This is a genomic window from Caulobacter sp. GSs2 (genome assembly GCF_058680895.1).
The window spans coordinates 2,802,847-2,828,334 of record NZ_CM178725.1; the positions used below are offsets into that span (position 1 = coordinate 2,802,847).

Annotated in this window: 25 protein-coding genes; 19 read left to right on the plus strand and 6 right to left on the minus strand. The window is 65.5% G+C overall.

Annotation, left to right across the window (positions count from 1 at the left end; translation table 11 throughout):
- Nucleotides 1-10: 10 nt before the first annotated feature.
- Together ACW17Z_RS13680 and ACW17Z_RS13685 are read right to left on the minus strand one after the other, a co-directional pair.
- On the minus strand, nt 11-1,102 hold the full coding sequence (locus ACW17Z_RS13680) for a glycosyltransferase family 4 protein (RefSeq protein ID WP_492056397.1): 1,092 nt from the start codon (nt 1,100-1,102) through the stop codon (nt 11-13).
- Entirely contained in the window at nt 1,102-1,926 is an 825-nt protein-coding gene (locus tag ACW17Z_RS13685) for a UDP-2,3-diacylglucosamine diphosphatase (protein ID WP_419318866.1), read from the minus strand. Before ACW17Z_RS13685 ends, ACW17Z_RS13680 begins: the two co-directional genes overlap by 1 nt.
- 305 nt (nt 1,927-2,231) lie before the next feature.
- Between ACW17Z_RS13685 and ACW17Z_RS13690 the strand changes: the two genes are divergently transcribed.
- Complete coding sequence (locus tag ACW17Z_RS13690) at nt 2,232-2,861, plus strand: TetR/AcrR family transcriptional regulator (RefSeq protein ID WP_492056398.1); 630 nt, start codon at nt 2,232-2,234, stop codon at nt 2,859-2,861.
- Nucleotides 2,862-2,966: 105 nt separating this feature from the next.
- On the opposite strand, the gene ACW17Z_RS13695 is transcribed toward ACW17Z_RS13690, so the two are convergent.
- The 3 genes from ACW17Z_RS13695 to ACW17Z_RS13705 form a co-directional block, all read right to left on the minus strand.
- Nucleotides 2,967-3,623 carry an exopolysaccharide biosynthesis polyprenyl glycosylphosphotransferase gene (locus ACW17Z_RS13695; protein WP_419318864.1) on the minus strand — a complete coding sequence of 219 codons (657 nt, stop codon included), beginning with the start codon at nt 3,621-3,623 and terminating at the stop codon, nt 2,967-2,969.
- Nucleotides 3,624-3,791: 168 nt separating this feature from the next.
- Nucleotides 3,792-4,886 (minus strand): pyridoxal phosphate-dependent aminotransferase, encoded by a 1,095-nt coding sequence (locus ACW17Z_RS13700; RefSeq protein WP_492056400.1) that lies wholly within the window; start codon nt 4,884-4,886, stop codon nt 3,792-3,794.
- 62 nt (nt 4,887-4,948) lie between these two features.
- Entirely contained in the window at nt 4,949-5,416 is a 468-nt protein-coding gene (locus ACW17Z_RS13705; RefSeq protein WP_492056401.1) for an Lrp/AsnC family transcriptional regulator, read from the minus strand.
- Between the two features lie 122 nt (nt 5,417-5,538).
- Between ACW17Z_RS13705 and ACW17Z_RS13710 the strand changes: the two genes are divergently transcribed.
- The 5 genes from ACW17Z_RS13710 (at nt 5,539) to ACW17Z_RS13730 (ending at nt 11,337) form a co-directional block, all read left to right on the plus strand.
- Entirely contained in the window at nt 5,539-5,787 is a 249-nt protein-coding gene (locus ACW17Z_RS13710) for a DUF6356 family protein (RefSeq protein ID WP_419252939.1), read from the plus strand.
- Nucleotides 5,784-6,800, plus strand: a complete 1,017-nt coding sequence (locus tag ACW17Z_RS13715) for a putative sulfate exporter family transporter (RefSeq protein ID WP_492056402.1) — start codon at nt 5,784-5,786, stop codon at nt 6,798-6,800. The genes ACW17Z_RS13710 and ACW17Z_RS13715 overlap by 4 nt, the downstream gene beginning before the upstream one ends.
- Nucleotides 6,801-6,950: 150 nt before the next feature.
- Nucleotides 6,951-8,372, plus strand: coding sequence for an amino acid permease (locus ACW17Z_RS13720; RefSeq protein WP_492056403.1), 1,422 nt, complete (start codon nt 6,951-6,953; stop codon nt 8,370-8,372).
- A 97-nt stretch (nt 8,373-8,469) separates the two neighbouring features.
- Nucleotides 8,470-9,618 (plus strand): acyl-CoA dehydrogenase family protein, encoded by a 1,149-nt coding sequence (locus tag ACW17Z_RS13725; protein WP_419252936.1) that lies wholly within the window; start codon nt 8,470-8,472, stop codon nt 9,616-9,618.
- A 135-nt stretch (nt 9,619-9,753) separates the two neighbouring features.
- Nucleotides 9,754-11,337: a methyl-accepting chemotaxis protein gene (locus ACW17Z_RS13730; protein WP_492056404.1), complete on the plus strand. Its 1,584-nt coding sequence runs from the start codon at nt 9,754-9,756 to the stop codon at nt 11,335-11,337.
- Nucleotides 11,338-11,590: 253 nt separating this feature from the next.
- Here the strand turns inward: ACW17Z_RS13730 and ACW17Z_RS13735 are convergent, their stop codons facing one another.
- The gene (locus tag ACW17Z_RS13735; protein WP_419318858.1) at nt 11,591-11,902 is read right to left on the minus strand and encodes an energy transducer TonB; all 312 of its coding nucleotides are present in this window, start codon (nt 11,900-11,902) and stop codon (nt 11,591-11,593) included.
- A gap of 337 nt (nt 11,903-12,239) precedes the next feature.
- On the opposite strand from ACW17Z_RS13735, the gene ACW17Z_RS13740 reads away from it, so the two are divergent.
- The 13 genes from ACW17Z_RS13740 to ACW17Z_RS13800 all read left to right on the plus strand — a co-directional run bounded on the left by ACW17Z_RS13740 (nt 12,240) and on the right by ACW17Z_RS13800 (nt 25,470).
- Nucleotides 12,240-14,204: a methyl-accepting chemotaxis protein gene (locus ACW17Z_RS13740; protein ID WP_492056405.1), complete on the plus strand. Its 1,965-nt coding sequence runs from the start codon at nt 12,240-12,242 to the stop codon at nt 14,202-14,204.
- Entirely contained in the window at nt 14,201-14,488 is a 288-nt protein-coding gene (locus ACW17Z_RS13745) for an STAS domain-containing protein (RefSeq protein WP_419321499.1), read from the plus strand. Before ACW17Z_RS13740 ends, ACW17Z_RS13745 begins: the two co-directional genes overlap by 4 nt.
- The gene (locus ACW17Z_RS13750) at nt 14,485-14,850 is read left to right on the plus strand and encodes a response regulator (protein WP_419318856.1); all 366 of its coding nucleotides are present in this window, start codon (nt 14,485-14,487) and stop codon (nt 14,848-14,850) included. The genes ACW17Z_RS13745 and ACW17Z_RS13750 overlap by 4 nt, the downstream gene beginning before the upstream one ends.
- Before the next feature lie 44 nt (nt 14,851-14,894).
- Nucleotides 14,895-17,156 (plus strand): chemotaxis protein CheA, encoded by a 2,262-nt coding sequence (locus tag ACW17Z_RS13755; protein WP_492056406.1) that lies wholly within the window; start codon nt 14,895-14,897, stop codon nt 17,154-17,156.
- 3 nt (nt 17,157-17,159) lie between these two features.
- Entirely contained in the window at nt 17,160-17,627 is a 468-nt protein-coding gene (locus ACW17Z_RS13760) for a chemotaxis protein CheW (protein WP_419318854.1), read from the plus strand.
- Nucleotides 17,627-18,505, plus strand: a complete 879-nt coding sequence (locus tag ACW17Z_RS13765; RefSeq protein ID WP_492056407.1) for a CheR family methyltransferase — start codon at nt 17,627-17,629, stop codon at nt 18,503-18,505. The genes ACW17Z_RS13760 and ACW17Z_RS13765 overlap by 1 nt, the downstream gene beginning before the upstream one ends.
- Entirely contained in the window at nt 18,505-19,533 is a 1,029-nt protein-coding gene (locus tag ACW17Z_RS13770; RefSeq protein ID WP_419318852.1) for a protein-glutamate methylesterase/protein-glutamine glutaminase, read from the plus strand. The genes ACW17Z_RS13765 and ACW17Z_RS13770 overlap by 1 nt, the downstream gene beginning before the upstream one ends.
- 4 nt (nt 19,534-19,537) lie before the next feature.
- Nucleotides 19,538-19,927, plus strand: coding sequence for a response regulator (locus tag ACW17Z_RS13775; RefSeq protein WP_419252927.1), 390 nt, complete (start codon nt 19,538-19,540; stop codon nt 19,925-19,927).
- Nucleotides 19,924-20,487: a chemotaxis protein CheD gene (locus tag ACW17Z_RS13780; protein ID WP_419318851.1), complete on the plus strand. Its 564-nt coding sequence runs from the start codon at nt 19,924-19,926 to the stop codon at nt 20,485-20,487. The genes ACW17Z_RS13775 and ACW17Z_RS13780 overlap by 4 nt, the downstream gene beginning before the upstream one ends.
- 5 nt (nt 20,488-20,492) lie before the next feature.
- Nucleotides 20,493-20,879, plus strand: a complete 387-nt coding sequence (locus ACW17Z_RS13785; RefSeq protein WP_419318850.1) for a DUF8776 family protein — start codon at nt 20,493-20,495, stop codon at nt 20,877-20,879.
- Between the two features lie 9 nt (nt 20,880-20,888).
- The gene (locus tag ACW17Z_RS13790) at nt 20,889-21,488 is read left to right on the plus strand and encodes a response regulator (RefSeq protein WP_419318849.1); all 600 of its coding nucleotides are present in this window, start codon (nt 20,889-20,891) and stop codon (nt 21,486-21,488) included.
- On the plus strand, nt 21,485-21,943 hold the full coding sequence (locus tag ACW17Z_RS13795; RefSeq protein WP_419318848.1) for a chemotaxis protein CheE: 459 nt from the start codon (nt 21,485-21,487) through the stop codon (nt 21,941-21,943). The genes ACW17Z_RS13790 and ACW17Z_RS13795 overlap by 4 nt, the downstream gene beginning before the upstream one ends.
- A 524-nt stretch (nt 21,944-22,467) precedes the next feature.
- Nucleotides 22,468-25,470, plus strand: coding sequence for a TonB-dependent receptor (locus ACW17Z_RS13800; protein ID WP_492056410.1), 3,003 nt, complete (start codon nt 22,468-22,470; stop codon nt 25,468-25,470).
- Nucleotides 25,471-25,488: the final 18 nt, after the last annotated feature.

Below are 25,488 nucleotides of genomic sequence, written 5' to 3' on the forward strand. Positions count from 1 at the left end.
GGGAGGGTCTCTAGGCCGCCGTCCGGCCGCGCAGTCGCGCCAGCCGTCGCAACCGCCGCCAGAACCGGGTCTTTTCCGGCTCGGGATAGGGCTGCAGGTTGCGGAAGAACTCCTCGGCGCAGGCGCGCCACGAGAAGCCCTCGGCGAACTTGCGGACCACGGTCTTGTCCAGCTCCAGGCACGCCAGGCAGGCCTCGCGCAGCCCGTCGGTCTGGCCCGGCGCCAGGGCGCCGGCGTTGGAGCCGGGGATGATGTCGATGGGGCCAGGGGCCGAGAAGGCGGCCACGGGCACGCCGGCGGCCATGGCCTCCAGGATCACCAGGCCGAAGGTGTCGGTCAGGGAGGGGAAGCAGAACACGTCGGCGCAGCCGAAATAGCGGCCCAGTTCTTCGCCGAACTTGGCGCCCAGGAACTTCACCTCGGGATATTTCTCGGCCAGTTCCTCGCGCTGGGGACCGTCGCCGATCACCACCTTGGTGCCGGGCAGATCCAGGCTGGCGAAGGCCTCGATGTTCTTCTCGACGGCCACGCGGCCGACATTGAGGAAGATCGGGCGTGCAAGGCCCGCGAACAGGTCGGGCTCGCCCGCAGCACGCGGCTTGAAGACGTCGGTGTCGACGCCGCGCGACCACGGCGAGAGATTGCGGAACCCGTGCTTGGCCAGCTCGTCGCGCATGGTCGGCGTGGCCACCATCAGGCGTCCGGAGGGCTTATGGAACCAGCGCATATAGGTGTAGCCGGCGGCCAGCGGCAAAGGCAGGCGGGCCGAGACATATTCCGGGAACTTGGTGTGATAGCTGGTCGTGAACGGCAGCTTCCATTCCAGGCAGATGCGGCGGGCGGCCAGGCCGATCGGACCCTCGGTGGCGATGTGAATCGCTTCGGGCTCGAACGACTTGAAGCGGTCCTGCACCGGCTCATAGGCGCCGATCGCCAGCTTGATTTCCGGATAGGTCGGCAGCGGGAAGGTGGGGAACTGGTCAGGGCTGACGACATCGACCTCGTGGCCCATGGCGCGCAGTTCGTCGACCACCCGGGTGAGGGTGCGAACCACGCCGTTGACTTGAGGTTCCCAGGCGTCTGTGGCGAGAAGTATCCGCATCAGGCGGCGGCAGGCTCCGGCAGGGGCTCGGTGGCGGGCGCCGCCAGCTTGCGGTCGATCACCGACCACGAGCGTAGCTTGGCCCATTCGAGGATTTCAAGTTGACCGTCGGCATGTTCGACGAGGGCGGTGCAGCTTTCCACCCAGTCACCATCGTTGACGTAGGTGATTCCGTCTATGTCGCGCATCTCGGCTTTGTGAATGTGTCCGCAGATCACGCCGTCGACGCCCCGGCGGCGCGCCTCGTCGGCCACGGCGGACTCGAAGTTCTCAATGAAATGCAAAGCGTTCTTCACCTTGACCTTCAGATAGGCCGAGAGACTCCAGTAGCCGAAACCCATGCGTCGCCGAGCGCGGTTCAGCAAGGTGTTCAGCATCAGGATGGTTCTATAGGACCAATCCCCGAGGAAGGCGAGCCACTTGGCCTGCTGCACCACACCGTCGAATTCGTCGCCGTGAACCACCAGATAGCGCTTGCCGTCGGCGGTCTCATGGATCACGTCGCGGGCCACTACGACACCGCCGAAATGCACGCCGCAGAAGTCTCGGATGCGGTCGTCGTGATTGCCGGGGACATAGATCACCTCGGTGCCCTTGCGGGCCAGACGCAGGATCTTCTGGACCACATCGTTGTGGGCCTGCGGCCAGTACCACCCGCTGCGCAGCTTCCAGCCGTCGATGATGTCCCCGACCAGATACAGCGTGTCGCACTCGACATGGCGGATGAAGTCCAGCAGCAGCTCGGCCTGGCACCCCCGGGTGCCCAGATGCAGGTCGCTGATGAAGATGCTGCGATAGTGGCGGACAGCGGATTCGGCGCTCATGCGGGTCCCCGGTAGCTGCGCCTGGTCGATCCGCCCCCGGATTGGTCGCGACCTTCGGCGAGAGATCCGGCGATTAAGCTGATTGCATGTCGCTTTGATGAAACCCGGCCGCAACCTTCAGCCTTTGGTAACCTTTGGCCCGTCTCCGGCGCCCCTCGGCAGGGCGCCGTTTCGCCTCGAAAACAGGCGCCGGACCAGGGCGGACACCAGGCAGGGCGCGTGGCGAGCGCCGCCATGCCGCGCCGCGCGGCGCAAGGCGGCGAACGACTGTTGCGATGCAGCATGGCCCGCACTAGATCAGGACGATGGACGCTGCCCGCCTTGCCAAGGACACCCCGAAATCGTTGAAGACGCGGGCGCGGATTCTCGATTGCGCCATGAAGCTGATCGCCCAGATCGGCTATCACGCCGCCAGCAACCCGGTGATCGCCGATGCGGCGGGCCTGACGCGGGGGGCGATGCTGTATCACTTCCCGACCCGCGAGGCGCTGGTGGAGGCCGCTGTGGCCCATGTCCAGGCTGAGCGTTCAGCCCTGTTCCGCGCGGCGGCCGACACCCTGCCGCTGGGCGCTGACGTCACCGAGCACGCCATCGACAGCTACTGGGATCTGCTGCAGAGCGTGCCGTTCATGGCTTTCGCCGAACTGGAGGCCGCCGGTCGCACCGATCCGGCCATCCAGGCCCTGCTGACCCCGGCCCAGGCCGAGTTCGACCGCGCCCAGGCCGGCGATCACTTCCTGAAGATCCTGCACGCCGGCGCCGGCCCACGGTTTCAGGCTAGCCGCGACCTGGCCCGCTTCATGCTGGAAGGCCTGGCCCGCTCGACCCTGACCTACGATAGCGATGGTCGAAAGGAGCGCCTGCTGGCGGTGATCAAGCGGGCCACCCACATGCTCAACCGCAAGGGCGACATCCAGGATCTGTGGCCGGACTAGAGCCTAGAGCATTTTCCGTCCTGACTGCGTCAGTCCGGAGCTCTAGTTCTTTGTTTTAACGCATTTTCTTCACGCGAACCGGAATCCACTTCGCTCGAAAATGCTCTAGTAGGCGTTTTCCGCCCCCAGCAGATGCGGGGCGGTCAGCAGCATGATCCGCAGGTCGGCCGCGAAGGACCAGGTCTCGATATAGGCGATGTCGGCCCTGACGCGTCGGGCCATCGATTCAATATCTTCGGTGCCGCCACGCAGCCCCTGAATCTGGGCCAGGCCCGTCAGGCCCGGACGCGCCCGTTGGCGCAGGGCGTAGCCGGGGATCAGTCCGCCGTAGTGCTCGTCATGGACCCGGGCGTGGGGACGGGGGCCGACCAGAGACATGTCGCCCTTGAGGACGTTCAGCAGTTGGGGCAGTTCGTCGATGCTGGTCTTGCGGATAAAGCGCCCCACGCGGGTGATCCGGTCATCGACGCGCGCCGCCTGCACGACGGTCTCGCCGCTGTCGTCGCAACGCATGGAGCGGAACTTGTAGATCATGAACGGCCGCCCGCTCAGGCCGCCCCGCGCCTGGCGAAACAGCACCGGGCCGGGCGATTCCAGGCGGATCAGCAGGGCCACCAGCAGCAGCGAAGGCGCGAAGAACACCAGCAGGGCCAGGGCCGCAACGACGTCGAAGACGCGCTTGGCCGGATCCCACGCGACGCGTGGCCTAAGGCCCTCCGCACGCGCGAGATCCGCCCGCGGACGAGAAACTACACCGGTCATCGGTCCCCACAGTACTCTCATCACGGGAAAGGGGCGCAGGACTTGGCGCGCCTTTACCAGCGTCCATCCTGGGCCACGATCGTGACGCCGTATGTGACGGGTGTCACAGTCACCGCCAGATCATCCCGCTTCCGGGCCGGCCCATCGCCCTCCCGAAGGGGGAGCGAGCTAGGCCTTCAGCGCTCTGGGCAAGACCTCGGCGAAGACATCCAGCTCGGCCGGGCTGGCGGTGCCGACCCGGATCCAGGTGGGGTGCAGGGGGCTGTCAAACACCCGCACCTCAACGCCCATCGCCGCCAAGGTCTTCTGGAACGCCAGGTTCGGTTTGCCGGTGTCGACGAAGACATAGGTTCCGAACGACGGCAGGTAGCCCAGGCCGTTGGCCCTGCAGATGGCGTAGATCTTCTCGCGGCAGCCTTCCAGATAGGCCTTGGTTCCGGCCAGATAGGTCGCGTCGCCATAGCAGGCCAGGGCCGCCGCCAGGCCGGGCCGGCCCTTGTGCGTGGGGATCAGGCTCTTGAGCTGCTTGACCCGCTGCGGCTGGGCGATGATGAAGCCCACCCTGAGGCCGGCCATGCCATAGACCTTGGAGAAGGTGCGGGCGACCACCACGTCGTGGCCGGCCCTGACCAGGTCGATCATCGAGTGACGGACGGGATCGGGGCTGATCTCGATATAGGCCTCGTCGACGATCACCGGCGCGGACTTCGCCGCCGCGACGCAGAAGGCCCGCAGGGCGTCGGGGTCCATCAGCAGGCCCGTCGGATTGTTGGGATTGCACACATAGACGCAGCCCGCGCCTTCGGCTCTTGCCGTCAGGGCCGGCAGATCGATCTGGTGGGCGCCGGTGACCGGGATCCAGTCCAGCTTGGCGCCCTGGCGCTCGGCATAGAGCAGGGGCGTCGCATAGGTCGGCTGGGGCGCGACGATCGGGCCGGTTTTGGCGAAATGGGCCGAGAGCAGCGACAGCGCCTCAAGCGAGCCGTTGCACAGGCCCACCCTATCGGGATCGACGCCCTCGCGTTTGGCGATGGCCGCGATCAACGGCGGCTCCAGCGACCAGGCGTAATAGGGCGTGTCGTCGAGCGCCTTCATGGCCGCCTTGCGGGCGGCGGGGCTGGGACCATAGGGATTTTCGGTGACGCCCAGATGGGCGCGGATCGCCGGCGGGGCCTTCGGATCGACCGCGGTCTCCGCTGCGACCGCAAGGGCCGGGGCCAGCGCCGCGCCGCCGATCAACAAGCCCCGTCGCGTCGTGTCCATGGTCCGCCCTCCGCTGTCGCCCCCGCAATTGAGGCTGCAAGGGTGACAGGATCAAGACGCCATCAGGCCGTGGTGATCGGCAGGGCGGTGGTGAACTTGATCTGCTCCATGGCGAAGCTGGAACTGACGTCGGTGAGCGGGGCAGTGGCGATCAGACGCTTGTAGAAACGGTCATAGGCGGCGATGTCGCGGACCACGACCTTGAGCAGGTAATCGACCTCACCGCTCATCCGGTAGAACTCGACCACCTCGGGCAGGGCGCGGGCCCCGGCGGCAAATGTCGCGAGCCAGGCCTCGTCATGGCGGCCGGTCTTCACGGCCACGAATACGGTCAGGGACAGGTCCAGGGCGTCGCGGTCCAGCAGGGCGACGCGGGCGGTGATCACCCCGGCGTCCTGCAGCCGCTTGATCCGCTTCCAGCACGGCGTCTGGGTCAGGCCCACGCGTTCGGCCAGTTCGGCGATCGGGACGGTGGAGTCTTCCTGCAGGATCGCCAACAGTCTGCGGTCGATGTGATCGAGATCAATCATCTTCATTTCCGGCCCGTTCGAGAATGAAGTTCTCCATACGGTGAAAACGGCAGCGCATCCAGTAATGCCATTCTCTGGTTCCGCTTCATGCTGGGACACCTGACGACGAATCGGGGGTTCTCATGCTGAAGCCGTTCACGCGCCATCCGGAAGCGGTTGGCGAGACCTATGGTCAGCACATGGGCGTGGCCTGGAGCTTTGGCTTCACCCTGATCGGCGCGGGTCTGGCCTGCCTGATCCACGGCCTGCTGCCCTTCGCCTTCGAGCGCACCGGCAGCAACACCGTCCGCCGTCTCAACGAGCGCCTGGGTCGCCGCTGCGCCCTGGCCGACAAGACACTTGGCCTCGACCCGGCCCCCGTCCAGGGATGAACGCCGCCGTCGCCAGACTGGGCGCTTTCCGCTTCGAGGCGGGCAAGCTTTGGCCGGGCCTGATCGCGGGGCTCGTGATCGCCCTGCTGGCCAAGCCGCTGTCCCACCTGCTGCACGCGCCGGCCCCGCTTCTGGCGGTGGTGCTGGGCATGGGCCTGGGCGCCCTGGGCCTGGGCGCCAGGCTGGCGGCCGGTCTCGATATCTGGGCCAAGCCGGGCCTGCGTCTGGGCGTGGCCATGATGGGCGCCCAGATCACCTGGAGCGAGTTCGCCCTGCTGGGCGGGCCTGCGATTCTGGCCAGCGGCGCTGTGGTGCTGGGCGGCCTCACCGTCGGCGCCGGCGTCGGCATGGCCCTGGGACTGCCCCTGGCCGAGGCTCTGATCGCCGCGGCGGCCTGTTCGATCTGCGGCGCCTCCGCCGCTCTCGCCGCCGCGCAGGCCGCGCCGGCCAGTCCGGCCAACCAGCGCACCACGGCCCTGGTGATCATCGGGGTCAATCTGCTCTCGACCGTGGCCATGCTGGCCTATCCGCCGATCGCTCACGCCCTGGGCTTTACGGCCCACCAGGCCGGCGTGTTTTTTGGTCTCTCCATCCATGACGTCGCCCAGGTGGCCGGCGCGGGCTCGTCGGTCTCGCCGGACGCCGCCAGCGCCGCGGCCCTGGCCAAGCTGGCCCGCATCGTCTGGCTAGGCCCGGCGGTGGTGCTGATCGGCGTGCTGCTGAGCCGCACCCAGGACGGCTGCGGCAAGACCAGCTTCAAGGGGCCGCCGCTCTTCGTCCTGGGTTTCGCCGCCCTGGCCGCCCTGCGCGGTCTTGGCCTGTTGCCCGAAGCGCTGGTCGCCACCCTGGCCACCCTGTCCAGCTTCCTGCTGCTGGCCGGTGTCGGCGCCATCTCGGCCAAGCTGGGTCCCGCCGCCCTGCTGCAGGTCAAACCAAAGCTGGCCGCGGCCCTGGGCCTCTCCACCCTGGCTGTGGCGGCGCTGGCCTACGGCCTGACGCGGGCCTTCTTCTAGGCGTCGCGGCTCGCCGGAGAGAATTTGCGGGCAAAGCCCGCTCCACCGACAATCTTTGGCAGGAAATGCCCCAGCCGATCGCGCACGTCTTGGCGAAACACGTCGCCCAGCCCATGGTCGCGGCGGAAGACCAAGTCGGAGGGAATAGCCTTGAGTTTCTGGACGCGCCGCAAGTCGATCGACGCCATCGCGGCGGGCCATGACGGCCATCAACTGAAGAAGACCCTGAGCTGGCCGCACCTGGTCGCCCTGGGTGTCGGCGCCATCGTCGGCACCGGCATCTATACCCTGACCGGCATCGGCGCGGGTCTGGCCGGACCGGGCGTGATCCTGTCCTTCCTGATCGCCGGCGCGGTCTGCGCCTGCGCGGCGCTTTGCTATGCCGAACTGTCGACCATGATCCCAGCCTCGGGCAGCGCCTATACCTACAGCTACGTCGCCATGGGCGAGCCGGTGGCCTGGTTCGTCGGCTGGAGCCTGATCCTCGAATACACCCTGGTCTGCGCGGCCGTCGCCGTCGGCTGGTCGGCCCACGCCACGGGCCTGTTCCGGATGATCGGCACGCCGGAAGCCCTGCTGGCTGGTCCGCATATGGGCGGCATCGTCAATCTGCCCGCCGTGATCATCTCCTTCGCCGTCGCCGGCCTGCTGGCCCTGGGCACCAAGGAGAGCGCCACGGTCAACATGGTGCTGGTGGCGGTGAAGATCATCGCCCTAGCCGTGTTCGTGGTGCTGTGCATCCCGGCTTTCGACATCAGCCACTTCACGCCGTTTATGCCGCAGGGCTTTGCCGCCACCCCCGACGCCGACGGGGTCAAGGTGGGGGTCATGGCCGCCGCTAGCCTGATCTTCTTCGCCTTCTACGGCTTTGACGCGGTCTCGACCGCCGCCGAGGAGACCAAGAACCCCAAGCGCGACCTGACCATCGGCATCGTCGGCTCGATGGCCGTCTGCACGGTGATCTATATGATCGTCGCCGCCGTCTCGATCGGCGCCTCGCGCACCGAGGTGTTCTCCAAGAGCGAGGCCCCGCTGGTCTTCATCCTGGAAAGCCTGAACCACCCCAAGGTCGCTCAGCTGGTGGCCCTGGCCGCCGTGGTCGCCCTGCCGACCGTGATCCTGGCCTTCATGTATGGCCAGAGCCGGATCTTCTTCGTGATGGCCCGCGACGGCCTGCTGCCCAAGACCCTGGCCCGGGTCAACGCCAAGACCGGCACGCCCGTGCTGATGACCCTGCTGACGGGCGCCCTGTCGGCCCTGATCTCGGGCTGGCTGTCGCTGAAGGACATCGCCGAGCTGGCAAACGCCGGCACCCTGGCCGCCTTCATCGCCGTGGGCCTGTCGGTGATCATCCTGCGGATCAAGGATCCGGGCCGTCAGCGGGTGTTCTCGACCCCGATCTGGCCGGTCGTGGCCTCGGGCGCGATCCTGGGCTGCCTCTATCTGTTCTCCAGCCTGCCGACCAAGACCCAGCTCTATTTCCTCTACGCCCACCTGATCGGCGTGGCGGTCTATGTGCTGTTTGGCCTGCGCAACAGCGTTCTGGCCCGTCAGGAGCGCGATCAGCACTAGTGTGATTTAGGCCCGGCCTCCGCGCCGGGCCTTCCATTCCTGATTCTGCGGGCTACAGTCGGCGTCAAAACAAGTGTTTGACGCAGGAAGAAACGCCATGGCCCTCGATCTCGAAACCCGCGACCAGCTGCTCGACATGGTCGCCCGCTTCGTCGCCGAGCGCCTGCGGCCCATCGAGGCCAAGGTGGCCGAGGATGACGCGGTTCCGCAGGACGTCATCGACGAGATGAAAAGCCTGGGCCTGTTTGGCCTGTCGATCCCCGAGGCGTTCGGCGGCCTGGGTCTGAACATGGAAGAGGAATGCCTGGTCGGCGTCGAGCTGGGCCGCACCTCTCCGGCCTTCCGGTCGGCGTTCGGCACCAATGTCGGCATCGGCAGCCAGGGGCTGGTGATGTTCGGCACCGACGAGCAGAAGGCCAAGTGGCTGCCCGGCATCGCGTCGGGCGAGATCATCACCAGTTTCGCCCTGACCGAGCCGGAAGCCGGTTCCGACAGCGCCTCTGTCCGCACGCTGGCCATCCGCGACGGCGACGACTACGTGCTCAATGGCTCCAAGCGCTACATCACCAACGCCGGCAAGGCGTCGCTGTTCACGGTGATGGCCCGGACCAGTCCCGAGACCAAGGGCGGCTCTGGCGTCTCGGCCTTCCTGGTCCCCAGCGGCCTGCCGGGCCTGTCCGTGAGCAAGCCCGAGAAGAAGATGGGCCAGCAGGGCGCCCATATCCACGATGTGACCTTCGACAATGTCCGCGTGCCCGCCTGGAACCGCCTGGGCGAAGAGGGCGAAGGCTTCAAGGTGGCCATGCAGGTGCTGGATCGCGGCCGCCTGCACATCGCCGCCGTCTGCGTGGGCGTGGCCGAGCGGCTGATCAAGGATTGCGTGGCCTATGCCGGCGAGCGCAAGCAGTTTGGCCAGGCGATCTCAAACTTCCAGCTGATCCAGGCCATGCTGGCCGACAGCAAGACCGAGGCCCTGGCGGCCAAGGCCCTGGTCATGGAGACCGCCCGCAAGCGCGATGCGGGGCAGGGCGTGACACTGGAGGCGGCGGCCTCGAAACTGTTCGCGTCCGAGATGGTCGGCCGCGTGGCGGACCGGGCCGTGCAGATCTTCGGCGGGGCCGGCTATGTCGCCGACTACGGCATCGAGCGCCTGTATCGCGACGTGCGGATCTTCCGGATCTATGAGGGCACAAGCCAGATCCAGCAGGTGATCATTGCCCGGGAGACCATGAAGCAGGGGGGCTAAGCGCCCCTCGGCCGGTCGCGACTCTTTGGCGAGTGTGGCGAGATGACGCACCTAGGGCGAGAATATTTAAGGCTGCGTTAAGCATGCGGGCAGAGGGTCCTCCCACAAGCTGCACCCCAGGACGGACCAAAGCCGATGAGCCAGGATCATGACCTAAACGACCGCGTGGCGTTTATGGGGCTGGATGACCGTGCGCGACAGGCGCTGCGGGATCTGCGGCCGCTCATTCGCAAGGAAATCAGCCCCGCGCTTTCCGTCTTCTACGGCAAGGTCAAGACCACACCAGAGACCAGCAAGTTCTTCAAGGACGAGCGGCACATGGACGCCGCCAGCAGTCGCCAGGCGGCGCACTGGGACGTCATCGCTCAGGCCGAGTTCAGCGACACCTATGTCAATACGGTCCGGACCATCGGTCAGGTTCACGCGCGCATTGGCCTGGAGCCGCGCTGGTATATCGGCGGCTACGCCCTGGTCATGGACCGGCTGTTGCGCGCCACAGTCGACTCGCTCTGGCCCAAGGGCTTCATGGCCAAGGGCGACCCCGCCCAGGCTGGCGAGGCTGTCAGCGCCCTGATGAAGGCGGTCATGCTCGACATGGACTTCGCCATCTCGATCTATCTCGAGACCATCGAAGCCGATCGCCAGCGACTTGAGGCCTCGCGTATCGAGAACGAGCAATGCCAGACCAGGCTCGTCGAAAGCCTGGCCACGGCGCTCGCCCATCTGGCCCGGGGCGATCTGGTCAGCCGGCTTGACGACGAGGTGAAGCCCGAGTTCCAGAAGCTGAAGGACGATTTCAACAGCGCCGTTGGCACGCTCGAGGAGGCCATGGGTCGCATTTCGGGTGTGACCGGCAATATCCGCGCCGGCTCGGATGAAATCGGCATCGCGGCTGACGACCTGTCGCGCCGCACCGAGCAGCAGGCCGCCAGTCTGGAAGAGACCGCCGCCGCCCTCGACCAGATCACCTCGACCGTCCGGCGCTCCGCAGCGGGCGCCAAGCAGGCGTCCGAGGTTGTGGCGGGCGCCAAGACCGAAGCCGAGCGCTCGGGCATCGTGGTCGACCAGGCCGTGGCCGCCATGGGCGAGATCGAAAGCTCGTCGCGCGAAATCGGCAACATTATCGGCGTGATCGACGAGATTGCCTTCCAGACCAACCTTCTGGCCCTGAACGCCGGGGTCGAAGCGGCGCGCGCCGGTGAAGCGGGTCGCGGCTTCGCGGTCGTCGCCCAGGAAGTGCGGGCTCTCGCCCAACGCTCCGCCGACGCCGCCAAAGAGATCAAGACACTGATCTCCTCCTCGACCCAGCAGGTCAGTCAGGGCGTGAACCTGGTGGGACAAACCGGCGACGCCCTGCGCGGCATCGTCGCCAAGGTTGCCGAGATCGACACCTTGATCGTCCAGATCTCCGCTTCAGCCCAGGAGCAGGCCACGGGCCTGCATGAGGTCAATACCGCCGTCAATCAGATGGACCAGGTGACGCAACAAAACGCCGCCATGGTCGAGCAGACGACGGCGGCGACACACTCGCTCAAGGATCAAACGGCCGAACTGGTCAATCTGATTTCGGCTTTCCGCGTGGCCGATACGCGGCCCGCCGCATCCGCCCGTCCGGCCGCCAGACCTCCATCGCAGGCCAGTCGGCCAGGGGGCGGCGCGCGTCCGGTCTCCCGCGGCTCAGCTGCGACGGCCGTCCGCGAGACGTGGGAAGAGTTCTGAGAAACGGCTGTCGCTAGAGCATTTTCCGATCCGACTGGATCGGCGTCCACTTCGTCGGAAAATGCTCTAGCCGCCTGAAACCCAGTGCGGGATAGATCGACAGAAGCGGACGCCCTGACGGGTGTCCGCTTTTTCCTGTCGGCTGTCGCACACGGCAAAACGCCCCCGCCAAACAGACGCGAAGCGATCCATTGGAACGCTTCGGTCTGGTCGGCGGAGGCGTTTTGAGCCCCGTAAGTCAGGAGCTGGAAGTTTACGCGCCGCCCGGGAAGCGGAACGGGACCTTCACGGTGCCGGTCTTGGCGCCCATCGGCAGCTTTTCAGCGATGCACATGGCGGCCTTGTCGAAGCCCTTGCCGGTCGCGCTGTTGTCAACGACCTTGCATTCCGAGAGCTTGCCAGCGTCAGCGGTGCATTCCAGCATCACCTGGGCGGCATCCCGGGTATTGGCGAACTGTTGCAGGCAACGGCTCATTTGGTCTTCAAATCCGCCAGCCGCCGAGGCGGCTTGAGCGATGAACAAGCTGCCAGCGATTCCCGCGGCAAAAGCGATCGGATATTTCATCCCGCTGCTCCTAGTAATGAATACCGTCCTGTGGACGACGCGCCAACCGGACGCATGCCTTTTGTCGCAGCTGCGAGTTAAAATATTCTGAGTCGACCCGGAATATTCTAAATTTACTTCGTGGTAACCTTACTTCGAATTTTACCTGTCAAGCGGCCCTTGGGCGCTGTCTTTATAGATTCACCTGCGACCAATTGTCCCTCAAGGCAGCGCCGCCCCCCCCGACTTCCAGTTTCTCTTAACCAAGGTCAGAGTCTGTTAGGAATCTATAGTGATGATCCCCCTGGCTTGCTGGTGATCCGTGGGCACGGAACCGCCGCATGAAGGGGACCTGGAAATGAAGCGCTTTAGGCTTGTCGACCTACCACTGATCATCAAGATCGGCTTCGCGCCGGCTTTCGCACTGTTGATGCTGGCCCTGATGGCCGGCGGCGCCGTCGTCGTGCAACGCAGCCAGACCGAGGCTCTGCGGCAGGTGGTCGAGCAGGACATGCGCATCAACAGCGATATTCAGTCGCTGTCGCGTCGGATCACCGACGCTCACGGCACGCTCTATCAAATCCTGGCGTCGAAGGCCGATCCGATGGCCCCTTCGGCCGGGCCGCGCATCATTGAGTTGCTCGCCGAATTTGACACCCTGGGCAAGGACATGAAGGCGCTTTCGAGCCGCCTGCCCGCCTCGGAGCGGCCGAAGATCGAGGCCCTCGTCAAGGCCCTGGCCGAATGCCGCAGCGCCGTCGACACGGTCAGCGGCATGATCGACGTCGATACGGGCATGGCCATGAGCTTCGCCGGCAGCTTCGAAGACCAGTACGTCAAGATGGCGGCCCAGCTGCAGAAGGTGGTCGATGACGCCGGCGCCCGCGCCACCCAGACGGCCGACCAGCACAAGGCCGAAGCGACTGCGGCCATGAGCGCCACCATTATCCTGTCGCTGATCACCCTTGGCGCGGTGGGCGCGATCGCCTTCCTGACGGTCATGAATGTCCGCAAGTCGATCGCCGACATCGCCGGCGCGACCGAGCGCCTGTCAAAGGGCGACAACAGCATTGATCTTGAGAAGATGACTCGCCTGGACGAGCTGGGCGCGATTGTCCGCTCCTTGAAGATTTTCCGCGATAATCAGCTGCACCTTGAACAAATGCGGTCCGAGCAGGAAAAAACTGCGGCCCTGACCGCCGACGAGCGTCGCTCGAAGGAAGAGGCCGCCGCCGCCGCCGCTCGCGATAGCGCCCTGGTGGTGACCAGCCTGGCCGAAGGCCTCGAAAAGCTGGCCTCGGGCGACCTGACCTTCCGCGTCAATGCAAACTTCCCCGGGGAATACGCCAAGCTGAAGGACGACTTCAACGGCGCCATGGCCTCGCTGCAGGAGACGATGAAGGTCATCGCCGCCTCGACAGACGGCCTGAGCACCGGCGCCGACGAGATCGCCCATGCTTCTGACGACCTGTCGCGTCGCACCGAACAACAGGCCGCCTCGCTGGAAGAAACCGCCGCCGCCCTGGACGAACTGACCGCCACGGTGCGCCGCACGGCGGCCGGCGCTCGTCAGGCCTCGGACGTTGTTTCGACCACCCGTGGCGAAGCGACGCATTCCGGCCAGGTCGTGCATCAAGCAGTGTCGGCCATGGGCGAGATCGAAAGCTCCTCCAAGCAGATCAGCCAGATCATCGGCGTGATCGACGAGATCGCGTTCCAGACCAACCTTCTGGCCCTGAACGCCGGGGTCGAGGCTGCCCGCGCGGGTGAAGCGGGTCGCGGCTTCGCCGTCGTGGCTCAGGAAGTCCGGGCCCTGGCCCAGCGCTCGGCCGAGGCCGCCAAGGAGATCAAGACCCTGATCTCGTCCTCGACCCAGCAGGTCAGCCAGGGCGTGAGCCTGGTCGGTCAGACGGGCGAGGCGCTGCAACGCATCGTCGTGAAGGTTGGCGAGATCGACGCCCTGGTGACCGAGATCGCGGCCTCCGCCGCCGAACAGGCCACCGGACTGAACGAAGTGAACACGGCCGTGAACCAGATGGATCAGGTCACTCAGCAGAACGCCGCCATGGTCGAGGAATCGACCGCCGCGACGCACTCGCTGAAGGGCGAAACCGCCGAGCTGGTCCGACTGATGGCCCGTTTCCGGGTCGGTGGCGGCCAGGCCGCCTACGGTCGCCCGGCGGCCGCCGATTCGGCTCAACACGCACCGGCCCGCAACCCGGTCGCCGAGCAAAGGGCCCGTCTGGGCGCCTTCGCCCGGCCCGCTCGTGGCGGCGCAGCTACCGCGGCCGCTCCAGCGTCCGCCGGATGGGAGGAATTCTGATGGCCGCACTCGCGCTGCCTGAAACACTCGATCTCAAGGCCGCCGGCCCGCTGAAGTCCGCCTTCCTGGCGCACCGTGGCGAGGCGCTTGAAATCGAGGCCGGTCAGGTCCGTCGCCTCGGCGGCCTGTGTCTCCAGATTCTGCTCGCGGCCAGCAAGGCCTGGGCCGCTGACGGCAAACCCTTTTCGATTACGGGGCCTTCGGAGGCCTTTGTAGAAACCACCCGTCTTTTCGGCGCCGATGGGGCGCTCCTTTCGGCGGACATCCATGGAGTCCAATCGTGACGCGCACGATTCTAACGGTCGACGATTCCCGCACGATGAGGGACATGCTGCGCATGGCCCTGGTCGGCGCGGGCTTTAATGTGGTCGAGGCCGTTGACGGCGAACATGGGCTGGAAGTGCTTTCCGCCCATCGTCCGGACGTCATCATCACCGACATCAACATGCCCAAGCTGGATGGCTTTGGTTTCATCGAGGCGGTTCGCGTCGATGATGACTATCGCGCCATCCCGATCCTGGTGCTGACCACGGAAAGCGATCCCACCAAGAAGCAGCGGGCTCGCGAAGCCGGCGCGACGGGTTGGATCGTCAAGCCGTTCAATCCTGAAAAGCTGGTTGAAGCCATTCGCCGCGTCGCGGCCTGATCCTTCACCGACTTCGACGTCTAGAACTCTAAGGAATTGCGGGAATGGACGAGCTAGAGGCCATCAAGGTCACCTTCTTTCAGGAATGCGAGGAACTGCTCGCCGACCTCGAAGGCGGGCTCCTGGCCATGCAGGAGGGTGTCGGCGACAGCGAGACTGTCAACGCCGTCTTCCGGGCCGTGCATTCGATCAAGGGTGGCGCGGGCGCCTTCGGCCTCGAGCCGTTGGTCCGTTTCGCCCACGTGTTCGAGACCTTGCTGGACGCTGTTCGGTCCAATGAGGTTCCCAACACCGTCGATCTGGCCGCCGTCATGCTGCGCGCCTCCGACGTTCTGGCCGACCATGTAAGCGCCGCGCGGGGCATGGGCGATGTCGACATGGCGGCCTCGGCCGCCATGGCCGCTGAGCTGAAGGCCTGGACCGATCCCTCGGCCGCCCCGGTCGCATCGGCTCCCGTGGCCGAGGCCGCTGAAGCCGCGCCCGTGCCCACGCCTGTCGCTGCGTCGGATGATCTGGACGACGACGATCTCGGCTTCGACTTCCAGCCGATGACGATCTCGGTCGACGCGCAGGCGGCCGACGCCGAACTGATCCCCATCAATGTCTGGACGGTGTCGATCCGTCCCAAGTCGGACCTCTATCGCAAGGCCAATGAAACGGCCCTGCTGCTGCGCGAGTTGAGCCGCCTTGGCCCGATCGTCGCGACCATGGACGACAGCGCCCTGCCGACCCTGGAGTTCCTCGACGCCGAGGCCGCCTATGTCACCTGGAGCGTGCGCGTCGAGACCGATGACGGCGAAGACGCCATCCGCGAGGTCTTCGAATTCGTCGACGGCGACTGCGATCTTGAAATCGTTCGCGGCGAGGCGCCGGTCGAGGCTGCCCTGGCCAACCTGCTGAGCGCCATCGAGTCGCCGGCCGCCGAGCCGGTCGCTGCCGAGATCGCCCCGTCGGTCGCCCCCGAGGTCGCCGAAATCGCGCCCGCCGTCGTGGAAGCGCCGCCACCGCCCGCCGCACCTGCCCCGGTCGCCGCGCGCGCCGCGACGCCCGCCGCCGCCCCGACCAAGGCCACGCAGGTCGACGTCCCCGGTCCGGGCCAGTCGGTCATCCGCGTGGATCCCGAGCGCATCGACAGCCTGATCGATCTGGTCGGCGAGCTGGTCATCAATCAGGCGATGCTGGCCCAGCGCGTTGGCGAGTACGGCATCGCGCCGTCCTCCAGCCTGGCCATGGGTCTGGATGAGCTGGAGCAGCTCACCCGCCAGATCCAGGACAGCGTGATGGCGATCCGCGCCCAGCCGGTGAAGTCGGTGTTCCAGCGCATGCCGCGCCTGGTTCGCGAAGTCGCCAACATGACCGGCAAGCAGGCCCGTCTGGTCATGGACGGTGAAAACACCGAGGTCGACAAGACGGTCATCGAACGGCTGGCCGACCCGATCACCCACATGCTGCGCAATGCCATCGACCACGGGCTGGAAAGCCCCGAGGAGCGCAAGGCGGCCGGCAAGAATCCCGAAGGCGTCGTGCGCCTGGCGGCCCTGCACCGCAGCGGCCGGATCGTCATCGAGGTCCAGGACGACGGCAAGGGCATCAATCGCGAACGGGTCTTCTCGATCGCCGTCAAGAAGGGCCTGATTGCGCCCGACCTGCAGCTAACCGACGAGGAGATCGACAATCTGATCTTCCTTCCGGGCTTCTCGACCGCCGACAAGATCTCGGACGTGTCGGGCCGCGGCGTCGGCATGGACGTGGTGCGCCGGAGCGTCCAGGCCCTGGGCGGCCGCATCTCGATCGCCTCGCGCCCCGGTCTGGGCTCGACCTTCACGCTCAGCCTGCCGCTGACCCTGGCCGTGCTCGACGGCATGGTGGTCGACGTGGCCGGCGAGACCCTGGTCGTGCCGCTGGCTGCCATCGTCGAAAGCCTGCGTCCCAAGGCCGAGGAAGTTCGCCCGCTGGGTCCCGTCGGCTCGGTGCTGGCGGTCCGCGACAGCTTCGTGCCGCTGATCGATGTCGGCCTGACCCTGGGCTATCGCACCACCTCGCCGTCGCCGACCGAAGGCGTGGTGCTGCTGGTCGAGGGCGAGGACGGCTCGCGCGCCGCTCTGGTCGCCGACGCCATCCACGGCCAGCGCCAGGTTGTCATCAAGTCGCTGGAGCAGAACTACCAGCAGGTCGAAGGCGTCGCCGCCGCGACGATCCTGGGCGATGGCCGCGTGGCCCTCATCCTGGACGTCGATGCGGTGATCAATCTTCGCCGCCGGGAAACGCCCCGCCCCGTCGAACCCACTTTAATTGCAGCGGAGTAAGTCATGATCGACCCAACTGCCGTCGCGAGTACTGAGCGCCGTGAACTGATCTCCTTCCGGGTCGGCGATCAGGAGTATTGCGTGAACATCATGGCCGTGCGCGAGATCCGGGGCTGGAGCCCCGCCACCGCTCTGCCCCAGACGCCCGGCTATATGCGCGGCGTGATCAATCTGCGGGGCGCGGTCCTGCCGATCATGGACCTGGCGGCGCGCCTCGGCATGCCGATGGTCGAGCCGACGGTTCGCAGCGTGTTTATCGTTGTCCAGGCCGGCGACCGCACGGTTGGCCTTCTGGTCGATGCGGTGTCGGACATCCTGTCGATCAATGACGACATGGTTCAAGCTACCCCGGATGTGGCCTGCGAGACGGTTCGCAGCTTCGTCCGCGGCATCATTTCGATCGAAGAGCGCATGATCAGCGAGATCTCGCTCGACCGTATCCTCCCAGAACGAGAGGCCCTGGCCGCCTGATGACCTCAGCCTCAATGACAGAACGTCGCGAAGCCATTGTCGATGGCGAGTTCGCGTTCACAAACCAAGACTTCAAGAAGATTGCGGCGCTGCTCTACGCGCAGGCTGGTATCAGCCTGCCCGAAACCAAGGCGACCCTGGTCTATTCGCGTCTGGCCAAGCGGCTGCGTTCGCTGGGCATGAAGACCTTCACCGAATACTGCGCCTTCGTGGCGCTGGAGAGCAGTGTCGACGAGCAGCAGGAAATGCTGCGGGCCCTGACGACCAACGTCACCCGCTTCTTCCGGGAGCCGCACCATTTCGACGATCTGCGCGCCAACATTCTGGAGCCGATGGTCGACAAGGTCCGCGCCGGCGGCCGTCTGCGCCTCTGGTCGGCGGCCAGCTCGTCGGGCCAGGAGCCCTATTCGATGGCCTTCACGGTCCTGTCGGTTTGGCCCAACGCCGCCGACCTGGATATCCGGATCCTGGGCACGGACATCGACACCAACGTGCTCGCGACCGGTCGCGCCGCCGTCTATGACGAGAGTCTGCTGGAAGGCATTCCGGCTCACGCCCGCAACCAGTATTTCGAGCGCGACACGAGCGATCGCCGCGCCTTCCGCGTCTGTGAAGCCGCGCGCAGCCTGGTGGCCTTCCGCGAGCTGAACCTCAACGGCCCCAGCTGGCCGATGAAGGGTCCGTTTGACGCCATCTTCTGCCGCAACGTCGTGATCTATTTCGACGAGCCGACCCAGGAGCGCGTCTGGAACCGCTTCGCGCCTTTGGTCGCCCCCGGCGGCAAGCTGTATGTCGGCCACTCAGAACGGGTAGGGACCTCGATCACGGCCTTTGAAAGCGCGGGCCTGACAGCTTATCGCAAGGTGGGAGGTCGCTGATGGCCAAGATTCGCGTTCTCGTCGTTGACGACTCCGCCACCATGCGGAGCCTGATCACCGCTGCCCTCAATCGCGATCCGGATATCGAGGTCTGCGGCGCCGCCGGCGACCCGTTCGAGGCCCGGGGCATGATCAAGGCCCTCAATCCCGACGTCGTCACCCTCGACATCGAGATGCCGAACATGAACGGCATCGAGTTTCTCGAGAAGATCATGCGCCTGCGGCCGATGCCGGTGGTCATGGTCTCGACCCTGACCCAGGCCGGCGCCGAGATGACGCTGCGAGCCTTGGAACTGGGCGCCATCGACTGCGTGGCCAAGCCCGCCGACGCCCTGGGCACCCAGGACGCGCTCAACGAGATCGTGGTCAAGGTGAAGATCGCGGCCCGCGCCTCGGTGCGGACCAAGGCCGACACCGCCCCGGCCGCGGCCCGGACCAAGAGCTACATGCCCTCGGGCGACATCGTGGCCATCGGCTCTTCGACCGGCGGCGTCGAGGCGCTGCTGGCGATCCTGACGATGTTCCCGGACACCTGCCCGCCGACGGTCATCACTCAACACATGCCGGCGACCTTTACCGCCAGCTTCGCCGCGCGCCTCGACCGCGCCAGCGGGGCCAAGGTGCAGGAAGCCACGGACGGCGCTCTGCTGGAGCCCGGCAAGGTCTATGTCGCCCCGGGCGGGGCGACGCACCTGGAGGTCGTTCGTTCGGCCGGGCTGCGCTGCCGCCTGGTCGCGGGCGACCCGGTGAGCGGTCACCGTCCGTCGGTGGACGTTCTCTTCAACTCGGTGGCCAATGCGGTCGGCGACAAAGCGGTCGGGGCGATCCTGACCGGCATGGGGCGTGACGGCGCGCAGGGCCTTTTGGCCATGCGTAAAGCCCGTGCCAAGACCCTCGGACAGGACGAGCAGAGCTGTGTCGTTTACGGCATGCCCCGCGCGGCCTTTGAAATCGGCGCCGTGGAGAAGCAGGTTTCCCTGTCCTCCATGGGTCAATCTATCCTCGATCTGGCCTCCGCGAGGCGATGAACCCATGCCCCAAGCAAGCACCATTTCCGTTCTCGTTGTCGATGATCAGCTGACCATGCGGGCCTTGATCCGCAATGCGTTGCAGCAGATCGGGTTCAAGGACATCCGTGAGGCGCCGGATGGCGAGGAGGCTCTGAAAAACCTCCTTTCCAAGCCAGCAAATCTGGTGATCTCCGACTTCAACATGCCCAAGATGGACGGGCTGGCCCTCCTGCGCGCCGTGCGCTCGCATCCGCCGATCCGGCAGACGGCTTTCGTCATGCTGACCGGCCGGGCCGACCGCGAGCTTGTGCAGCGGGCCGTGCAGTTCGGCGTCAACAACTACTGCGTCAAGCCATTCACCGTTCAGGGCCTCAAGGAGAAGATCGAACAGGTCTTCGGTCAGCTCACATGACATTTGGACAACCCGACGATCTGGAACGCTCGGTCAAGGTTCACGTCACGCAGGGCGAGAGCCATGTGTCGTCCGACCCCAACGTGGTGATGACCACGGTGCTCGGTTCGTGCATCGCCGCCTGTATCCGCGATCCGCAGGCCGGCATTGGCGGCATGAACCACTTCCTGCTTCCTGACTCAGGCGACGGTCGCAAGGACGGCGACGCCGTCCGCTATGGCGCCTACGCCATGGAGATGCTGATCAACGGCCTGCTGAAGCGGGGCGCGCGTCGCGAGCGGATGGAGGCCAAGATCTTCGGCGGCGGCAAGCTGTTCGAGGGCCTGTCTGACGTCGGCGCCAGCAACGCCAGCTTTGCCGAGCGCTTCCTGCGTGACGAAGGGATTCCAATCGTCTCTTCAAGCACCGGCGGCGTTTCGGCCCGTCGTGTGGAATTCTGGCCCGCCTCCGGCCGTGTCCGTCAGCGCCTGGTGGCGGTCGACAACGCGCCGCAGGATGTCCGGCGTCCTACGCCTGCACCCATGCCGGTCGATTCCGGCGGCGATCTGGAGCTTTTCTGACCCGCATGACCGCCACCCAGCTCTCGACATCCCCAATCGCCACGCCGGAGGCCCTGACTCCGGTGGGCGAACTCTCGCGCCGTCTCGCGGCCGAGCTGATGTCGGCTGCTGCGGTGTGTCGGGATTGCGAGCATATTGCCGGCGACCTGGCCAAGGGCGGGGCGGCGCTGGAAAGCATCTCCCGGCTCCAGGCGCTGGACGAGCTGAGTCAGCGCCTGCACGGCCTGTCAGACGTGTTGCAGCGCATCGGCGAGCACGCGTCCGGCGAGTGGAGCATGTCGATCGAACCCCTCCTCGAAGGCCTTGGCCTGGCGGATCTGGTGGTGCGCTTGCGCGCTGTCGGCGAGCCGACGGCCTGGGACGTCGAGGCGGGTGAACTCGACTTCTTCTAGGCTTCGTCCATGGACGCCCTAAAGTCTTCGACCCGTATCAATCTGGAGCGCGCCACGGTTCTCGTGCTCGATGACAACGGGACTTCGCTCGATATCCTGTCGCAGGTGGTTTCCGGATTCGGGGTCAAGCAACTGCACCGCGCCGAGACGGTCAAGGACGCTCAGTCGCTGGTCGGGACAAAGACCTTTGACCTGATCATCAGCGACGTTCAGATCCCGGACGTCGACGGGATCGAGTTCATCAACTGGCTGCGCCGCGACGCGCCGGAGACCAATCGCTACGTTCCGGTGATTCTGGTCACCGGGCACACCCGCACCACGGACATCTTTCGCACCCGTGACGCAGGGGCCAATTTCACGGTCGCCAAGCCGATCACCCCCAAGGTGCTCCTGGAGCGCATCTTCTGGGTGGCGCGAGAAGAACGGGCGTTTATCGAGTGCGACAGCTATGTCGGGCCTGATCGACGCTTCAAGTACGAAGGCCCGCCGATCGGTATGGAAGGTCGGCGTCGGGATGACCTGCCTGCCGAGGTTGGCAATGCACAAGAAGCCAACATGTCTCAGGATGAGATCAATAGTCTGATGAAGGTCGCGAAGGTGCAGATATGAGCGTCGTTCGCAAATTCCGCCCGCCCAACCGGCTGGCCAAGATGATCAAGGACAGCGGTGGCCTGATGGCCAAGGACGCGATCATCGCTGCAGAAGCCGGTGTTGAAAGCCTGCGCGAGGTTTCGCTGGTCGTTCTGGACGACACCCTGGCCGAAATCGAGCGCCGCTTTGGCCCCTCAGCGGTCGACCGCAACGCCGAGAGCTTTGAGGACCTCTATGCTCTGAGCATGAGGATCATCGACGTCAGCACCTTCGTCTCCGATGCTGGCGTGGATCAGGCGGCGGTTTCCCTGGCCGCGACCACCGACAGCTGCGCTGAGGCCGGCGCCTGGCGCTGGAACGCCATCGACGTTCACCTCCACGCCCTGCGGCTGCTGCGCACGGTGGGAAGCCAGCTGCCGGCGGCCGATCGTCAGTCCATGATCGAGGGTCTCCACAAGGTCAGCCATCGCTAGATGGAAGCGCTATAGAGCAAAGATCGCCATGACAGGGTCGGTCGGCTGCTCCATGTTCTTGAGTTGGAATGCCAAACCGGCGGTAAACTTGCATTCAATTCGCTCGTTCGCGCCCTAAAGTCGTCTTCGAACTGATGGTTTCATCAGCGCAGGCGAAAATGGCCTAACGAAAAACGAATAGCACTTTCGGTCCGAGAGCCGCTGTGCACGTATCGGCACGTGATTCAGGTCGCTCGCCGGGTCGTGCTCCCCCTGTCTCGCTCCTCTGTGTGTCGCCGCGATGTGTTGGAAAAGCCACGCGAGCGACTTCTCCTGTCATCAAACACAATCTCGCCTTGTCGTCATAACGACGGTTTGTTAGCTCTTTGCTACCGGTGTCAAAGCCGCAGGCGGGTCTCCGTCTGCATCTGACACCGGTGTCAAAAACACAGACGGCCTAGAACTGGCCGCGCAGGAAGGAAGCGCGATCAGTTCAAAGCCGGGCGGCGCAACAGCGCCGTTTCCGTCGAACGGGAGGAGGATACATGTCTAAGATTTCCGCGGGGCGCCTCGACGTCCTGAAGCTTGGTGTCTCCATGGGCGCCTTGGCGCTGGCCATCACGATGGCTGGAGCCGCATCTGCCCAGACCGCGCCGGCTCAGGCCGACGATAGCGCGGTCGAGGAAGTCGTCGTCACCGGCTTCCGCGCCAGTCTCGCCAACGCGCTCGATACGAAGCGCCGCGAGAACGACATGATCGACGTCATCAAGGCGACCGACATCGCCGACTTCCCCGATCTGAACCTGGCGGAATCGCTGCAGCGCATCCCAGGCGTGTCGATCGACCGCGACGGCGGCGAAGGCCGCACGATCACCGTGCGGGGTCTGAACGCCGACTTCACCGTCGTGCGCCTGAACGGCCTGGAAGCCCTGGCCACCACGGGCGGCAAGGACGGCTCCGGCGGCGCCAACCGCAGCCGTCAGTTCGACTTCAGCATCTTCGCCTCGGAACTCTTCAACAGCGTCACCGTGCGCAAGTCGACCTCGGCGTCGAACGAAGAAGGCTCGCTGGGCGCGATCATCGACCTGCAGGCGGCTCGTCCGTTCGACTTCAACAAGTTCACCATGAGCGCCGGAGCCAAGTACGGCTGGAACGACCTGTCGCGCAAAAGCGACCCGCGCTACACGTTCCTGATCGCCAACACCTGGAACGACGGCAAGTTCGGCGCCCTGTTGTCAGTGGCCTACGCCAAGCGCCAGACGCTGGAAGAAGGCTCCTCGACCGGTCGTTGGGAAAACCCCAGCGTTCGCTTCAACTCTTCGACCGCCTTCCCCTGCACGGGCGCGGCCTATAACCCCGTCAGCGGTCCGCCTCTGACCTGCAGCCAGATCGGCACTGTCGTCGGCGGCACCTCGCCAACCGTCGTCGCCGCCGCTGGCACCGCCAACAACCTTTGGCACCCGCGGATTCCGCGCTACGGCCGGCTTGAGTACAATCAAAAGCGTCTGGGCGTGACCGGTTCGCTGCAATGGCGTCCGACCGACAACTCGACCCTGACCCTGGACACCCTGTTCGCGGACTTCACCAACGACCGCGACGAGACCTATCTGGAAATCATCTCGTTCAGCCGCAGCGGCCAGGGCCTGCCCCAGACCGACGTCGTCAACTTCACGGCCGACGCCAAGGGTCACCTGATCAAGGGCACGTTCGACGACGTCGACGCCCGCGTCGAGTATCGCCATGACGACCTGAACACCGAGTTCTTCCAGAACGTCCTGACCTACGACACCAAGATCGGTGACAAGGGCAAGTTCGTCGCCACCTACGGCCAGGCGCGTTCGATCCAGAACAACCCGGTCCAGACGACCTTCTCGTTCGACCGCTACAACAGCGACGGCTACAGCTACGACTACTCGGCCGATCCGCGTCGTCCGTCGTTCAACTACGGCTTCGACGCAACCAACCCGGCCAACTACCAGTACAGCAACAGCTCGGCGCTGGGCGACCCGTCACTGCTGCGCCTGCGACCCAGCAAGGCGGTCAATACGTTCAAGACCCTCCGCTTCGACTTTGACTATCAGGTCATGGACTGGCTGAAGGTTCGCACCGGCGCGGCCTTCAAGGAGTACGGCTTCAATTCCTCGGAAAAGCGCATCTTCTCGCGCGTGATTCCGGGCGGCACGGGCTTTGTGGCCGAAGCGGCGTTCCCGCTGCCGGCCGGCGTCACCGTCGCCGACGTCTCGCGTCTGATCACCGGCTTTGGCCGTGGTTTCGACATGCCGGCCGGCACGCCCACCTCGTGGATTGCGCCCGACCTCGACAAGCTGAAGGCCGCCATCGGCTATGACTGCAACTGCATCAACGCCAACGGCGACTTCCGCCTGAGCTCGATCAACCAGCTCGGTGCGCTGCGGGAAATCGCCGAGAACGACACCTCCTACTATCTGCAAGGCGACTTCGATCGCGACTTCGGCTCGATCCCGGTTCGCGGCAATGTCGGCGTTCGCTGGGTGAAGACCGAGCAGGACGCCCTGGGTCACTTCAACACCGGCAGCACCACGGTCTCGACCGTCACGCCGGTCGGCACGCTGTCGCAAACGGTCCCGACCGATGGCATCCAGACCACGTCACGCAGCTACACCAACACGCTGCCGTCGATGAACGTCTCGGTCCAGCCGCTGGAGAACTTCTTCGTTCGCTTCGCGGCCGCCAAGGTCATGACGCGTCCGCAGCTGCAGAACCTGACGCCGGGCTTCACGGCCAACAGCCAGTCGGCCCAGACCCTGACGCGCGGCAACCCGGACCTGAACCCGATGTTGTCCAACAACATCGACCTGGGCTTCGAGTGGTATCCTGACCGGGAAACCCTGTTCTCGATCGGTCTGTTCCAGAAGGACATCAAGTCCTTCATCCAGACCACGGCGGTCGCGATGCCGTTTTCGGAAACGGGTCTGCCCACCAGCCTGCTGACCAACGGCAACACGCCGGACACGCTGTTCACGGTGACCTCGCAGCAGAACACCAAGGGCGGCAAGCTGAAGGGCTACGAGATCAGCCTGCAGCGTCCGTTCACCTTCCTGCCGGCGCCGTTTGACGGCTTTGGCGGCATCGTGAACTACACGCACGTCAAGAGCGACATCGAGTACGTGATCGCCAACCCGACCTTCGGCGGCACCCCCCGGGTGCAGCTGACGCCGGCGACGCTGATCACCCAGCCGCTCCTGAACCTGTCGCCCGAAGCCTATAACGGCACGCTGTACTACGAGAAGGCGGGCTTCAAGGCGCGCATCTCGGCTTCGTATCGCGACCCGTACCTGATCCAGGTCGCCCCTTCGGCGACCAACAACAACGACGTCCGGATCAAGCAAAAGACCCTGAACGTCGACAGCCAGGTCAGCTACGAGTTCAAGAACTTCACCATCACACTGGAAGGCATCAACCTGACCGACCAGTTCGACAGCAAGGTGGACGACTCGACCCGTCAGATCTCGGAAGAGTATGTGCACTTCGGTCGCCAGTATTATCTGGGCGTGAAGTACAAGTTCTAGACCTCAGCCTAGGCTGGA